Source organism: Streptomyces sp. NA04227 (assembly GCF_013364195.1).
GTDB lineage: Bacteria > Actinomycetota > Actinomycetes > Streptomycetales > Streptomycetaceae > Streptomyces.
Genome location: NZ_CP054918.1, coordinates 7,085,678 through 7,099,582, shown reverse-complemented (window position 1 = coordinate 7,099,582; position 13,905 = coordinate 7,085,678). Strand labels below are relative to the sequence as shown.

Here is a 13,905-nt window from a genome sequence, read left to right as displayed (position 1 = left end):
ACACCGCAATGCATTTCCAGCCCCGGGCCCGGCCACTCCTGTCCGGAGCTTTGGTCTCCTGCATGTCGCCGAGGATTCATTCCGGGGTGGGCAACGGTCACGCCCGCCCGGGTGTCAAGGGCGCGGCACGTTACGGAGGTTGGAACGCGCCATCTGCGCCATGCGGCCGACGCCGCCGTCGAGCACCATCTTCGAGGCGGACAGGGCGAAGCCGGTGACCATCTCGGCCTTGATCTTCGGCGGGATGGACAGCGCGTTGGGGTCGGTGACCACGTCGACGAGGGCGGGCCCGGGGTGCGCGAAGGCCTCCTTGAGGGCGCCGGCCAGGTGCTTCGGCTTCTCCACCCGCACCCCGTGCGCACCGCAGGCACGGGCCACCGCGGCGAAGTCGGGGTTCTTGTTGGCCGTCCCGTACGAGGGCAGACCGGCGACGAGCATCTCCAACTCCACCATGGACAGGGAGGAGTTGTTGAACAGCACCACCTTCACCGGCAGGTCGTACTGCACCAGGGTGAGGAAGTCCCCCATCAGCATGGAGAATCCGCCGTCGCCGGACAGCGACACCACCTGGCGGGAGCGGTCGGTGAACTGCGCGCCGATCGCCTGCGGCAGGGCGTTGGCCATCGAGCCGTGCGAGAAGGAACCGATGATGCGGCGGCGGCCGTTGGGCGTCAGATAGCGCGCCGCCCAGACGTTGCACATCCCGGTGTCGACGGTGAACACGGCGTCCTGTGCCGCGAGTTCGTCCACCAGGGACGCCACGTACTCGGGGTGCAGCGGTACGTGCCTGTCGACCTTGCGGGTGTACGCCTTGATCACACCCTCCAGGGCCTCGGCGTGCTTCTTGAGCATCCGGTCCAGGAAGCGGCGGTTGGTCTTCGGCGAGACCTGCGGCGTCAGACAGCGCAGGGTCTCGCGTACGTCGCCCCAGACGGCGAGGTCGAGCTGGGACCGTCGCCCGAGCCGCTCGGGCCGTACGTCGACCTGCGCGATCCTCACGTCGTCGGGCAGGAAGGCGTTGTACGGGAAGTCGGTGCCGAGCAGGATCAGCAGGTCGCACTCGTGGGTGGCCTCGTAGGCGGCGCCGTAGCCGAGCATGCCGCTCATGCCGACGTCGAACGGGTTGTCGTACTGGATGAACTCCTTGCCGCGCAGGGCGTGTCCGACCGGTGACTTGATCTTCTCGGCGAACCGCATCACCTCGGCGTGCGCGCCCGCGGTGCCGCTGCCGCAGAACAGGGTCACCTTGTCGGCCTCGTCGATCATCGCGGCCAGCCGTTCGATCTCCGCGTCCCCGGGGCGCACCGTGGGGCGCGAGGTGACCAGGGCATGCTCCATCGCGCGCTCGGGCGCCGGTTGGTCGGCGACGTCGCCGGGCAGGGTGACCACGCCGACCCCGCCCTGTCCGACCGCGTGCTGGATCGCGGTCTGCAGCAGCCGGGGCATCTGCTTGGGGCTGGAGATCATCTCGCTGTAGTGGCTGCACTCACGGAAGAGCTGGTCGGGGTGCGTTTCCTGGAAGTAGGAGAGGCCGATCTCGCTGGAGGGGATGTGCGAGGCGAGGGCGAGTACGGGTGCCATCGAGCGGTGGGCGTCGTACAGGCCGTTGATGAGGTGCAGATTGCCCGGGCCGCAGGAGCCGGCGCAGGCGGCGAGCCGTCCGGTGATCTGTGCCTCGGCCCCGGCGGCGAACGCGGCGCTCTCCTCGTGCCGGACGTGCACCCAGTCCATGGCCGGGTGGCGCCGGACGGCGTCCACCACCGGGTTGAGACTGTCGCCGACGACCCCGTACAGCCGCCGCACGCCCGCCCTCGCCAGGATGTCGACGAACTGCTCGGCGATGTTCTGCCTGGCCATCACTCACGCACCCCTCGGTGGACCGCTGCGGACCGCAGGCCGTCCGGGCTCCGTGGGGACCCGGACGCCGCCCGTCCATCAACGCACACCCGGCGCGCTCACGCCTCCCACACGGCGGCGGCCGTACGGTCGTCGGCGTAGCCCTTGACCCGGACCTGCGCGTCGGCGAGGAAGTCGCCGAGTCCGGGCACCTCCGCCGCGCTCCACCGCCCGGCGAGACAGTCGCCGAGCGCGGGTTCGCCGCGCAGGGGTTCGGCCAGGCCCGCGGTGCACAGCAGCAGGACGTCACCCGGCCGGGCCAGCGAGGCCCGGAACCGGAAGGGGTCGCGGGGGCGCTCGGTCGCGGGCGTGTATCCGCTCGGCGGGGCGCCGACCCCGAGCGCGGTACGGGGGTCCTGGCCGGGCACCGCGCCGAAGCCGGGCAGCGCTTCGCCGCCCGTCTCGCCGGGGCTCGGTTCGACGTCCTCCCACTGTCCGTCGCGCAGCCGGAACAGTCCCCCGCCGCCGACGCCGAAGAAGACCCGGGTGCGGCAGTCGGGGTCGGCGGACAGCAGCAGACAGCGCAGGGTCGCGGTGTAGCCGTCCGGCTCCACGCCCAGTTCGAAGGCGCGGGAGCGCAGCCTGCCGAGGCTGCGGTCGGTAAGCCGCTGGAGTCCCGACTTGAGGTCGCCGCGCCGCGCCGCCCTTATGTCGTCGGCGAGCCGCTTGTGGCTGCGGCCCACCGCCTGCCCGATCCAGGCGCAGGCCTCGGCCGCCGCCCGGTGGGCACCCGGCCTGGCACGTGCGCCGGTGGCCATCGCGACCAGTATCAGCCCCTCGTCCCCGCTGCCGAACCGCGCGGTCAGCAGGCTGTCCCTGCGCGGCTCCCCGCGATAGCGCGCCGAGTCACCGCGCACCGACACCGCCCGCAGCACGCCCGACCCGTACCGGGCGCCGTCCAGCACCGTGTCGGCCACCACCTCGTCCATGGCCTCCGGGTCGACGGCGGGGAGGGTGGTGGGTTCGGGGTCGTAGGTGGGCGGCCCGTCCCCGACGTACGTGATCCGCCGTCGGCCGTCGTCCGGCGCGGCCGCTTCGTCGACGGTGACCGCCTGTGCCCCGTCCTGCGGTTCCTTCGCGCCCTCCGCGTCCCGCACGTCCTCCTGTACGGGCTGCCGCGTGGTGAAGGTCCGCGGCTGCTGCCAGACGGACTGCGGCTCCCAGGGGGCGGGGAAGTCCGGCGGGGTCGAGTTCGGGTTCTTCGATTTCGCGGGAGCGGGGCGAGTGGGGGTGGGGGTGACCGGAGGTGGCGTAGGAGGACTGGTCCGACTGCCGTGAGGCTCGCGGGAGTTGGGGGTGTTGTGGGGTGTGGGCGTCGAGGGTTCGGCCTGGGATGGTGCGGCGGGGGGCGTGGGCGGTGCGGCCTCGGTGCGCGGTGCGGCTTCGGTGCGCGGTGCGGCCTCGGTGCGCGGCGAGGTCGCAGGCGCCTGGGGCGCTGCGGCGTGCGGGAGGTCGAGCAGGGTGGGGTCGCGGGTCACCGCGGGTTCCGGGCGCTCCCACCAGGGTTCGCTCACACGGGGTTTGACGGAGGTCGGGCCGAACTCCGCGCGCGGCTCGGCCTCTTGGCGATCGCCACCCGTGTCTCCTCCGCTGTCTCCGCGTCGGCGGGCATCCGAACTGCCTTCGCTCTGACCGGCGTTGGTGTTGATGTCGGTGTTGATGTCGGTGTTGATGTCGGTGTCGGTGTCGACTTCACGATCGGTCGGCCGCCGGTCATCGCCCGCGCCCTCCGGCGACCCCTCGGAGCGCTGACTGTCGTCGTACGGGTCCTTCGCAGGCGCGGCAGCGCTCTCCGACCGCGGACCGGGGACGGACACACGTGGCGGAGACGGGAGTTCACCTTCGTCGGAGCGAAGTTCGCGTGCGTCAGGCCGGAGTTCGCGACCCTCGGACGGGAGTTCACCGTTCCCGGGCGAGAGTGCGCCCTCTCCGGGTAGGAGTGCGCCGCCCTCGGGCAGCAGTTCCGCGTCGGGTTCGAGCAGGGCGCTTTCGTCCACGGCGTCGTACGACGGCGGTACGCGCGGCGCCCGTGTCTCGGGGCCCGTGCCGTCACCCCGGGGGCCGTCGGGTGTCGGTCTGCTCGGGTACGGGATCCGCCTGCCCCTGCCGAGGGTGTCGCGGGCGGAGGCGAAGCGGTCGTCGAGGGTGTCGCCGGTGTGTGCGCCGCCGGTGTCCTGGGCGCCCTCGCCGTACAACTGGCCCCACCAGTCGTCCTCGTGGCCCTGCTGCCTGTCCCCCTGTTGCCTCATACCCACCATTGTCACCGCGGGGAGGTGCGGCTATCCGGCCCTCACGAAAATCGCACTCTTGCGGGGAAACGTTGGGGAGGGGTTCAAGACCGCCGGGCCGCTCCACCCCCCACGGCAGTGCTGCCCGGCGGTCGACTGCGCGCTCCGGCTCGGCACAGCCGGAGCAGGGCGCGTGACCGAAGACCCGTCGGTGAGAGCCGGGATCCGGGCGGCCGCCCTTCGCATCCCTTCTAGTCTGCCGATTCCGGCCACTCCCAAACGAGGTGGTGACCGCATGGTGGACAGGGACCGAGTGAGAAGTGACCGCACCATGGCAAAGATGCGGGTGGTGCGGGGATGATGGCCCCGCACGGCGGGTTTGCGCCGTGGCCGCTTCCCGCCAGGCAGGAGCCGCGTCGTCGCGGCGACGTGTCCGCATTCCGCTCCCCGGAGCGGCGTGTGCGGACTCGGAGCCTTGGGTGGGGGCGGCCGTCGAGACTGTGGGGAGGGGCACCGTGACGCTCGGTGCGATAGGTCTGGACGAGGTGCACGAGTCGGCGTACCGCGCGCTGGTCGCGGTGGGCGCGGCGGAAGTGCCGGAGCTGGCGCGGCGGTTGATGCTCGGCGAGTACGCCACCGAGCGCGCCCTGCGCCGACTGGAGCGGCAGGGTCTGGCGGCCCGCTCCTCGGCGCGGCCCGGCCGGTGGGTCGCCGCGCCGCCGGGGGTCGCCCTCGGTGCGCTGCTCGCCCAGCAGCGCGGCGATCTGGAGCGCGCGGAGCGGGTCGCCGCCCAGCTCGCCGAGGAGTACCGGGTCCGCGCCGCGGAACCGGCCGCGCACGATCTGGTGGAGGTGGTCACCGGGGCGGGCGCGGTGGCGCAGCGCTTCGTCCAGGTTCAGGTGGGCGCGCGGCACGAGGTCTGTGCGCTGTTCACGGCGCCCGGAGCGGTCGAGGCCGCGGCCCGGCCCGCGCCGGATCCGGCGCACCGGGGCGTCCTGCGCCGGGTCGTGGTGGAGCGCTCGGTGCTCTCGCTGCCGGTCGCGCTCGACGAGGTGACCGCGGCACTGGGCCGCGAGGAACTGGTGCGGGTGACCGACCGGGTGCCCTCGCGGCTGGTGATCGCCGACCGCTCGCTCGCCCTGGTGCCACTGACCGGGCGGGCCGCCGAACCCGCCGCGCTGCTCGTGCACCCGAGCGGTCTGCTCGACACGCTGCTCGCCCTGTTCGAGTCGGTCTGGCGGGAGGCGCTCCCACTGCGGCTCGGGGCGGGCGGGCCGGTGTCCGAGCAGGAGCCCGCCGCTCCGGACGCCACCGATCTGGAGATCCTCTCGCTGCTGCTCGCCGGTCTCACCGACGCCAGTGTGGCCAAGCAGCTGGACCTGGGGCTGCGCACCGTGCAGCGCCGCGTCAAGCGCCTGATGGAACTGACCGGGGTGACCACCCGGCTCCAGCTCGGCTGGCATGCCTACGAGCGGCAGTGGATCGCCCGGATCCCCGGGCAGCGAACCGCCTCTCCGAGGTCGTGAGACGGTTCGGTCACGGCGTGTGAGCCGCCTGCGCGGGGCGCGCGCGCCCGCTCACGCGCCCGCGCCTGTGCCCGCGCCAGGAGTCGGGCGCACGGTGGCACCGGCCGCGATCTGCGGGTCCTCCACGGCTCCGGCAGGCTGGAGAGATGGGAGCGTGGGAACTCCTGCTGGTCGCGGCCGTGATGCTGATCGGCCTCGCGGGGGTACTTGTGCCGGGCGTTCCGGGTTCGTGGTTCGTCTGGGCCGCGGTCGTGTGGTGGGCGCTCCAGGATCCGCACGGCCTGGCCTGGGCCGTGGTCGGCGGCGCCACGGCGGTGCTGCTCGTCACCCAGGCGGTGCGCTGGCAGCTCCCACCGCGGCGGCTGCGCGCCTCGGGCGCCGACCGCCGGATGATCGTCAGCGCGGGTGCGGGAGCCCTGATCGGTTTCTTCGTCCTGCCCGTGGTCGGCGCCCTGCCCGGCTTCCTGCTCGGCGGCTACCTCTCGGAGCGGCTGCGGCTCGGCGGCCACGGCCGGGCCGTCGCCGCGACCCGCACCGCCATGCGCCACGGCGGCTCCGACGTCCTCACCGAGCTCTTCGCCTGCCTGCTGATCATGGGCGCATGGCTGGGCGCGCTGATGTGGGGCCCTTGACCGGTCCGCCGGCACAGGGCCGGGAGCCGCGAGCGGTCAACGGCTCCGGGGTCGCAACAGCCGCGAGAAAACCATTGGCCGGGCGCCCGAGCCGGTGCCTAGGCTGGCCCCACTCTGAGCAGTGACGCTTCCTGGAAGTACGCCGCAGTACGGAAGCAAGCCCGTGTCGTACGAGACGACGGGAACGGAGGGGCGGCATCGATTCCGCATGCCCTTCCCAAGGAGTTCCTTCCGTGCTTCCCGCAGAATCCGTACGTTCCGTGCGCCCCGTCGCCCCCGCGGGCCCCCCGAACCTCGGCATCGGCCTCCCCGTCGACGATCCCGCGCTGCTGCTCGACTGGGCCCGGCGCGCGGACGCCACCCCGTTTCGCACCCTGGCCCTGCTCGACCGGCTCGTGTACGACAACCCCGAGCCCCTGGTGACGCTCGCCCTGCTCGCGGGCGCCACCTCCCGTATCCGCGTACAGACCGAGGTACTGCTCGCGCCCCTGCACAGCACCGCCCTGCTCGCCAAGCAGACGGCCACCCTGGACCGGCTCGCCGGGGGCAGGTTCACGCTCGGCATCGGTGTCGGCGGGCGCGCCGACGACTGCCGTGCCGCGGGTGTCGACCTTCGCCGTCGCGGGCGCAGGCTCGACGGGCAGATGGACGTGCTGCGGCGGCTGTGGGCGGGCGAGCCGTACGACGCGGAGACCGGTCCGATCGGCCCGCTCCCGGCGACGCCCGGCGGCCCCGAAGTGCTCTTCGGCGGTTTCGCCCCGGCCGCCGTGGACCGCGTCGGGCGGTGGGGCGACGGCTTCCTCGGCGCGGCGCTGCCGCCCCGCTACATGGACGGCCTGTTCCGCGCGGCCGAGCAGTCCTGGCAGCGGCACGGCCGCACCGGCGCCCCGCGTCTGGTCGCCCAGGTCAATGTCGCCGCGGGCCCCCGCTTCGCCGCCGAGGCCCGGCGCAATCTGCTGCGCTACTACGCCTTCGACGCGCAAGCCGAGCGGTACGCCGCCGACGGGCTCCTGACCGACCCGGCCGAGATCCGCGCGGCCGTCGACGCCTATCGCGCCATCGGCGCCGACGAGGTGATGCTCTACTGCTGGTCGACGGACCCGGACCAGCTCGACGTGCTGGCCGGGCAGGTGTTCTGACCGGCGCGTTCACGAACGGACCGGGCCACCGGGGCAACCTGGACGGTACGGAACAGCCCGGGGGGCGGGACGGAGCGCTCGTACTGCCGCGCCCCGTCCCGCCCCCCCCGGCGGCCCGCGGCCGGTGTCCGATCCGTGAGCAGTCGCGGCAACTCCCGTGCGCGGCCGCCCTCGGTTTGTCACCATCGAGGAATGACGGAATTCGACCGGTTTCCCGGGTTCAGTGAGGCCGAGCGCGCCTATCTGCGCTCGCAACGGCTCGGCAGGCTCGCCACCGTGGACACCGCGGGACAGCCACAGGCCAATCCTGTCGGGTTCTTTCCGCAGGACGACGGGACGATCCTCATCGGCGGCATGGCCATGGGCACCAGCAAGAAGTGGCGCAACCTCCGTACCAATCCCCGGCTTTCGCTGGTCGTGGACGACATCGTGAGCGTCAAACCGTGGCATGTGCGCGGGGTGGAGATCCGCGGCGAGGCCGAACTGCTCACCGGATCACACGACTTGGGCCCGCACTTCAGCGAGGAGGTGATCCGGGTCCATCCGCGGTGGGTGCACAGCTGGGGCCTGGACGCGGACTGACTCCTCCCGCGCGCGGCCCCAACTCTCCCCCGGCTACCGCCCTTTGCCCTCGCCCCGTTCCCTTGCCTTCCACTCGCCCCTGACCTTGGCCTTGTGGCTCTCCCGTTCCTCGCGGACGGACCTCAGACGGGCCTCCTCGCCCATGATGAGATCCCAGAGCCGCTGTTGTTCGGGGCTCAGCCCCGCACGCGGGTCGGTGGTCTCCTCGTCCTCGTCGTCGTCCGCTCCCGGGCACTTCTCGCCGTTCTCGTCGATCAGCCCGAGCTGCCGGCTCTGCACCATCACGGGCGGCTGCGGATCGGGGTCGGACGGCCGCGGACCCTCCGGGCCTCCGGGCCCGAACCGGACCAGCCGCTCGACCCGCACGATGCGGTACCGGCAGCCCTCGACCTCCAACTCGTCGGTGGGACGGGCGTCGTAGCGGTCCGCCGCGGCCCGGTACGGCTCCTGTTCCCGCTCGCTCAGCCCGCGCTCCCACGGAATCGTCACGCGCAGGCTGCGGGCCAGGCTGTCCCGCGCGTCCTGCGGGGTGTTGCAGGTGTCCGCGGCGTCCGGCAGCCAGTGCCCGTCGCAGTACTCGGCGACCATGAAGGTGGCCGGGATCAGCACGCCGCCGGGGTGGGTACGCGCCGCGCGCAACGAGTCCGCGCGCACCTGTGGGGGCGCGCCGCCCGGGGCCCGTACGAGGGAGAGCAGTTCCATCTTCAGGATGCCCTCGGACATCCCGGTCGGCGTGGCGGGATCGAGGGTCAGCCCCTCCACCGACCGGCGGGCGCGGTAGGCCTCGCCGGGCGGCATCGGGTCCGGGTCGGTGGGGCGCGGGGGCTCGGGGCCGTCGGGCCCGGTGCGTACGAAGCGTTCCGCCCGTGCCACCCGGTAGCGCTCGCCGCACACGTCGACCGCGTCGACGGCCTCCCAGTCCATCCGGACGGCGGCCTTCATGTACGCGGCGTGCGCGGCGCTGTCGCCGATCTTCTCGGCCTGCTGCGCGCGGCGCCGGAACTGGGACCCCATGGAGTCTCTGCCGTCCTGGGGCGCGAGACCGGTGAAGGAGTCGAGCACGTCCCAGCCGCCGGACTCGTTCTGGCGCACCACTCCGAAGACCGCGAGGCCCAGCGACAGAAATCCCGGATACCGCTCACGGGCCTGCCACGCCTCGACGTCCGCGACCGCTTCGACGGGGCCCTGGGGCCCGCCCATGCGGATGGTACGGAGATCCGGAATCTCACCTTCCTTATCCACCATGGCTCAAGGATGCCCACCAGCAGGCCTGTTGGGGCGAAAACGACGAGGGCCCCCCGAAGCTGGCCGATACGGAACGCATCCGGGCCGATACTTCCGGTGCGCCACGGGCGCCGACGATCACGGCGACCGTACGGTTTCGGACACGCACTCCGGCATTCCCGGAGCCGCGCCTCAGACCTCGGCTCCCTCGAGATCGAGCAGCAGTCGTTTGCGCTCAAGTCCGCCCGCGTAGCCGGTCAGTGAACCGTCCGCGCCGATGACGCGGTGGCACGGGCGCACGATGAGGAGCGGGTTGGCGCCGATGGCGCCGCCGACCGCGCGGACAGCGGCCCGGGAGGCGCCGATCCCGGCGGCGAGGGCGCCGTAGCTGGTGGTCGAGCCGTACGGGACCTCGTCCAGGGCGGCCCACACCTGCTCGCGGAAGGTGCTGCCGTTGGTCGCCAACGGCAGGTGGAACGCGGTGAGTTCACCGGCGAAGTAGGCGGCGAGCTGTTCCCGCGCCGCGGTGAAGACCTCGGGGCGGCGCTGCCAGCCGGGCTGGAGGGTGCGTCCGCCCTTCTGCCCCGGTACGGACAGGGAGGTGAGGGCGCCCGACTCCGTTGCCGTCAGCAGCAGTTCGCCCACCGGACTGTCGAGCACGGTGTAGTACGTGAGGCCCGCCGCGGCCGGACGGCGGTCTGCCGCGGACCGGGGTGCGGTGCTGGTCATGAGCTGAACTCCCGTTCTGTGTACAGGTGTTGGCGTGCGTAGGAACGCCAGGGTCGCCAGGTCTCGGGCAGTTGCTCACCGGGGACCGGGACATCGGGGTCGGACAGTGCCCGGGTGCGGATCAGTGCGGCGGTGCGCGCGTCCAGGCCCGGCACCGCGAGCAGGGCGCGGTGCGCCTCCTCGCGGTCGGCGCCCGCGTCGAGGCGCAGCGAGCCGTCGGCCAGCGCCCCGGCGAGCGCGCCCACCGGGCCTTCGACCCCCGCGAGGTCGGCGGGCGCGGGGAAGAGATGGGTGAGGCTGCCGCAGGGCCGCTCCAGTTCGGTGCCGTACTCGGCGAGCAGCCGCGCGGCGACGGCCGGGCCCGCGAGGGCGCGTACCGCGTACTCCTCGGGTTCGGCCGCGCCCGGCGAGCGCAGCCCGGGGCGGGCCGCGACCAGCGGCGCCAACCGCGGGTCGGCGCCCAGGCGTTCGTCCACCGCGAAGGGGTCCGCGTCCAGGTCGAAGAGGCGCCGCAGCCGGTGTACGGCGGTGGTGAGGTCCCGCAGATCGGTCAGGTGCAGCCGTGCTTCGAGCCAGCCGCCGGGGTGCGCGGCGCCCGTCCCGGCGCTCGTGCCGGTGCGCTCGGCCACGGCCACGATCCCGGTGCCGTGCGGCAGCCGCAGCGTACGCCGGTAGGTGCGGGCGCCGTGGTCGCCGGTCACCTCCTCGATGCCGGGCAGGGCTTCGCGGGCGAGCAGGTCGAAGACGGGGGCGGCCTGGTAGGGGCCGCGGTGGGCGAGGCGGAGGGGGATGCCCGCGGCGTAGCGGCCGGGGTGGGCGGTCGCACCGCGCGCGGCGTGAGGGTCGTGCGCGCGGTGAGCGTCGTGCGCACCGTGGACGTCGTCGGCTCCGGCTGCGGTTTCGGCGGGTTCGGCATGTGCTGCCGGACGGTGGTCCACCACCACGGAGGCGCCGTGACCGTTCGGACCGCGACGGTTGCCCCGGGCCGAACCGGCCCGCCGCTGGGCGGACTTGCCGCGCAGACCGGTCGGAGTGGTGTCGTACACCGCCCGCATCGTGTCGTTGAACTGGCGGACGCTCGCGAAACCCGAGGCGAAGGCGATCTCGGTGACCGGCAGTCCGGTGGTCTGGAGCAACACCCTTGCCGTGTGGGCGCGTTGGGCGCGGGCGAGGGCGACCGGACCCGCCCCGAGTTCGGTGGTGAGCTGGCGCTGCACCTGACGCGTGCTGTAGCCGAGGCGCACCGCGAGCCCGGACACACCCTCGCGGTCCACCACCCCGTCGCCGATCATCCGCATCGCACGGCCGACGACATCGGCCCGCTGGTCCCACGCGGCCGAGCCGGGGGCAGCGTCGGGGCGGCAGCGACGGCAGGCACGGAACCCGGAGTGCTGGGCCGCGGCGGCCGTCGGGTAGAAGCGCACGTTGCGCCGTTTCGGGGTGACGGCCGGGCAGCTGGGACGGCAGTAGATGCCAGTGGTCGCGACGGCGAAGAAGAACACCCCGTCGAACCGCGCATCACGGCTGCGCACCGCCTCGTAGCCCGTCTCCTCATCGATCATGTCTCCCAGTGTGCGCCCGGGGCGAAGGTCGGGCTGGCGGGAATCGGACATCGCGTCGGGTGGTTGGGGAGGGTGGCGAGGCGGCAAGCCCCGAGGGCTGTGCTCACCTCTCCACCGAGCTGGAATGTCCGTAGTACAGGCATCCGTGGACGCATTCGTAGTAGATGCATCCGTAGTACCTACAGGGGGAGCAGACCGTGCGCGACGCCATCGTGACGCCCGAGGGCGACCGGATCCGCTGGGCCGAGTTGCCGGGACGGGAGCCGTCTCGCGTCTACGTCCATGGATTGGGCGCGACCTCGCCCGCCTACTTCGCGGCGGTCGCCGTCCACCCGCTGCTCGCCGGACACCGTTCGCTGCTGATCGACCTGCTCGGGCACGGCATCAGCGACCGGCCGACCGGCTTCGACTACACCCTTGAAGCCCATGCCGACGCCCTCGCCGCGGCCCTGACCGCCGCGGAAGTCGCCGACGCGGAGCTGATCGCGCACAGCATGGGCGGCTCGGTGGCCGTCGTCCTCGCCGCCCGGCACCCGCACCTCGTCTCGCGCCTGGTCCTGATCGACTCCAACCTCGACCCGATCACACCCCGGCACGGCGACTCGGGCAGCGGCGGCATCGCCGCGTACTCCGAGCGGGAGTTCCTGGCGGGCGGCTGGGAGGCCGTCCGGGACCGGGCCGGTGCCCACTGGTGGTCCACGATGCGCCTGGCGGGACGGGAGGCCCTGCACCGCAGCGCGGTCCACCTCACCCGCGGCACCGTCCCCACCATGCGCGAACTCCTGCTGGACCTGAAGATCCCCCGCACCTATCTGCTCCCCGAGGCCGACGGCCCGTTCCCGGGCGCTGACGCGCTCACCGAGGCCGGAGTGGCCGTGGTCCCGGTCCCGGACTGCGGGCACAACATCATGCTGGACAACCCGGACGGCTTCGCCCGGGCCACGGCGGCGGCGCTGGCGGCCTGACACCCGGCGGGGAGCCGGGCCGGGGCGGCGGCGCTGGCCCGCCCCGGCCCCGCCCTCAGCGGGAGTACCGCCCCCGCTTCATCTCCCCGTTCATCCGCCCCTGTGCGCTGATCGCCTTCCACTCGCGCCGCATCTGCGCCCGCATCCGGGCGTCGGTCTTGGCGACGATGTGGCGGTTCTCGCGCATGAGCTTGCGGTAGCTGTCCAGCCTGCGGACCGGGAGGCTGCCGTCCTCGACGGCGGCGAGCACCGCGCAGCCCGGTTCGGCCTCGTGGGCGCAGTCGTGGAACCTGCACCGCGCCCCGAGGTCCTCGATCTCCGAGAACACCTGGCCGACGCCGTGCCCCGCGTCCCACAGTCCGACACCGCGCAGCCCGGGGGTGTCGATGAGCACGCCGCCGCCCGGCAGTACGAGCAGATTGCGGGTGGTCGTGGTGTGGCGGCCCTTGTTGTCCACGTCGCGGGTGGCCTGCACCTCCATCACGTCCTCGCCGAGCAGGGCGTTGGCCAGCGTCGACTTGCCCGCGCCGGACTGCCCGAGCAGGGCCGTGGTGCCGCCCGCGACGACGGCGGCGAGTACGTCGATGCCCTCGCCGAGCCGGGCGCTGACGGGCAGCACCTGGACGCCGGGCGCGGTCAGTTCGGCGTCCTGCACCAGATGGGACCGGGTCACTTGGTCCGGTACGAGATCGCACTTGGTGAGTACGAGCACGGGAGTGGCCCCGGATTCCCAGGCGAGGGCCAGGAAGCGCTCGATGCGGCCGAGGTCGAGCTCACCGGCGAGCGAGACGGCGATGATCACATGGTCGACGTTGGCCGCCAGGATCTGCCCCTCCGAGCGCTTGGAGGAGGTGGAGCGCACAAACGAGGTGCGGCGCTCCAGGTAGGCCCGTACGAACCGGGGGTCACCGGCGGGGTCGACGGCGGCCCAGTCCCCGGTGCACAGCACCCGGAGCGGATCGTGCGGGGTGACGTACGCCGTGTCGGCCCGTACCGGACCCTCGGCGGTGGCGAGGTCGCAGTGGCCGCGGTCGACGCGGACGACACGGCCGGGGAGCAGACCCTGCGCCGCGTACGGGGCGAATGCCTCCGCCCAGCCGTCGTCCCAGCCGTAGGGGGCCAAGGCGTCCGCGGCGGAGGGGAGTTGGGGGGAGGAGGGTCGAGCGGTCGAAGAGGATCGGGCAGAAGAGAGATTCACTACAAGGCACCTGTTCGGGGTGACGAGGTGGCCCCGGGAGCGCGCGCCTTGCGCGCGGTGGTGACGAGTGTCAGCCGGTGGCCACGGAGGTGGGATGGATGAGCTCCTGGATGCGGGCAGCGCCCGTCGCGGCAACAGCCATTGGTCACACCTCCTGGGTCCTTCTTCGTACCGGGGACGGCTCTCTGCCGCCCTGCGAACGCGCTCACTCTAGAGGGGTCCCC

General features: G+C 73.1%; 11 protein-coding genes. 5 read left to right on the top strand and 6 right to left on the bottom strand.

All coding sequences use genetic code 11. The annotated features are described in order from the left end of the window. Window positions 1–114: 114 nt before the first annotated feature. Both HUT18_RS29985 and HUT18_RS29980 read right to left on the bottom strand, forming a co-directional pair. Complete coding sequence (locus tag HUT18_RS29985) at window positions 115–1,857, bottom strand: pyruvate dehydrogenase (protein WP_176103664.1); 1,743 nt, start codon at window positions 1,855–1,857, stop codon at window positions 115–117. A gap of 98 nt (window positions 1,858–1,955) precedes the next feature. Then, window positions 1,956–4,145, bottom strand: coding sequence for a protein phosphatase 2C domain-containing protein (locus HUT18_RS29980; RefSeq protein WP_176103663.1), 2,190 nt, complete (start codon window positions 4,143–4,145; stop codon window positions 1,956–1,958). A gap of 494 nt (window positions 4,146–4,639) precedes the next feature. On the opposite strand from HUT18_RS29980, the gene HUT18_RS29975 reads away from it, so the two are divergent. From HUT18_RS29975 to HUT18_RS29960, 4 genes are all read left to right on the top strand, one after another. Beyond that, window positions 4,640–5,650, top strand: coding sequence for a LuxR family transcriptional regulator (locus HUT18_RS29975; protein ID WP_176103662.1), 1,011 nt, complete (start codon window positions 4,640–4,642; stop codon window positions 5,648–5,650). Between the two features lie 146 nt (window positions 5,651–5,796). Further along, entirely contained in the window at window positions 5,797–6,282 is a 486-nt protein-coding gene (locus tag HUT18_RS29970; protein ID WP_176103661.1) for a DUF456 domain-containing protein, read from the top strand. A 233-nt stretch (window positions 6,283–6,515) separates the two neighbouring features. Next, complete coding sequence (locus tag HUT18_RS29965; RefSeq protein ID WP_254878873.1) at window positions 6,516–7,421, top strand: LLM class flavin-dependent oxidoreductase; 906 nt, start codon at window positions 6,516–6,518, stop codon at window positions 7,419–7,421. 192 nt (window positions 7,422–7,613) lie between these two features. Further along, on the top strand, window positions 7,614–8,003 hold the full coding sequence (locus HUT18_RS29960) for a PPOX class F420-dependent oxidoreductase (RefSeq protein ID WP_176103660.1): 390 nt from the start codon (window positions 7,614–7,616) through the stop codon (window positions 8,001–8,003). Window positions 8,004–8,036: 33 nt separating this feature from the next. On the opposite strand, the gene HUT18_RS29955 is transcribed toward HUT18_RS29960, so the two are convergent. The 3 genes from HUT18_RS29955 to HUT18_RS34030 form a co-directional block, all read right to left on the bottom strand. Further along, window positions 8,037–9,248, bottom strand: a complete 1,212-nt coding sequence (locus HUT18_RS29955) for a DUF5954 family protein (protein ID WP_176103659.1) — start codon at window positions 9,246–9,248, stop codon at window positions 8,037–8,039. Window positions 9,249–9,419: 171 nt separating this feature from the next. Then, complete coding sequence (locus tag HUT18_RS29950; protein ID WP_176103658.1) at window positions 9,420–9,956, bottom strand: methylated-DNA--[protein]-cysteine S-methyltransferase; 537 nt, start codon at window positions 9,954–9,956, stop codon at window positions 9,420–9,422. After that, a complete protein-coding gene (locus HUT18_RS34030; RefSeq protein WP_254878872.1) occupies window positions 9,953–11,518 on the bottom strand; it encodes an AlkA N-terminal domain-containing protein in 1,566 nt (521 codons plus the stop codon). Before HUT18_RS34030 ends, HUT18_RS29950 begins: the two co-directional genes overlap by 4 nt. Before the next feature lie 197 nt (window positions 11,519–11,715). Between HUT18_RS34030 and HUT18_RS29935 the strand changes: the two genes are divergently transcribed. Then, on the top strand, window positions 11,716–12,483 hold the full coding sequence (locus tag HUT18_RS29935) for an alpha/beta fold hydrolase (protein ID WP_176103657.1): 768 nt from the start codon (window positions 11,716–11,718) through the stop codon (window positions 12,481–12,483). A 55-nt stretch (window positions 12,484–12,538) separates the two neighbouring features. Here the strand turns inward: HUT18_RS29935 and rsgA are convergent, their stop codons facing one another. Next, window positions 12,539–13,681: a ribosome small subunit-dependent GTPase A gene (gene rsgA / locus HUT18_RS29930; RefSeq protein WP_176103656.1), complete on the bottom strand. Its 1,143-nt coding sequence runs from the start codon at window positions 13,679–13,681 to the stop codon at window positions 12,539–12,541. Window positions 13,682–13,905: the final 224 nt, after the last annotated feature.

Excerpts from the sequence above, each read along its gene's own strand:
- HUT18_RS34030 (WP_254878872.1), bottom strand. The coding sequence starts at position 11,518 with ATGATCGATGAGGAGACGGGCTACGAGGCGGTGCGCAGCCGTGATGCG.
- HUT18_RS29980 (WP_176103663.1), bottom strand. The coding sequence starts at position 4,145 with ATGAGGCAACAGGGGGACAGGCAGCAGGGCCACGAGGACGACTGGTGG.
- HUT18_RS29960 (WP_176103660.1), top strand. The coding sequence starts at position 7,614 with ATGACGGAATTCGACCGGTTTCCCGGGTTCAGTGAGGCCGAGCGCGCC.
- HUT18_RS29950 (WP_176103658.1), bottom strand. The coding sequence starts at position 9,956 with ATGACCAGCACCGCACCCCGGTCCGCGGCAGACCGCCGTCCGGCCGCG.
- HUT18_RS29955 (WP_176103659.1), bottom strand. The coding sequence starts at position 9,248 with ATGGTGGATAAGGAAGGTGAGATTCCGGATCTCCGTACCATCCGCATG.
- HUT18_RS29970 (WP_176103661.1), top strand. The coding sequence starts at position 5,797 with ATGGGAGCGTGGGAACTCCTGCTGGTCGCGGCCGTGATGCTGATCGGC.
- HUT18_RS29985 (WP_176103664.1), bottom strand. The coding sequence starts at position 1,857 with ATGGCCAGGCAGAACATCGCCGAGCAGTTCGTCGACATCCTGGCGAGG.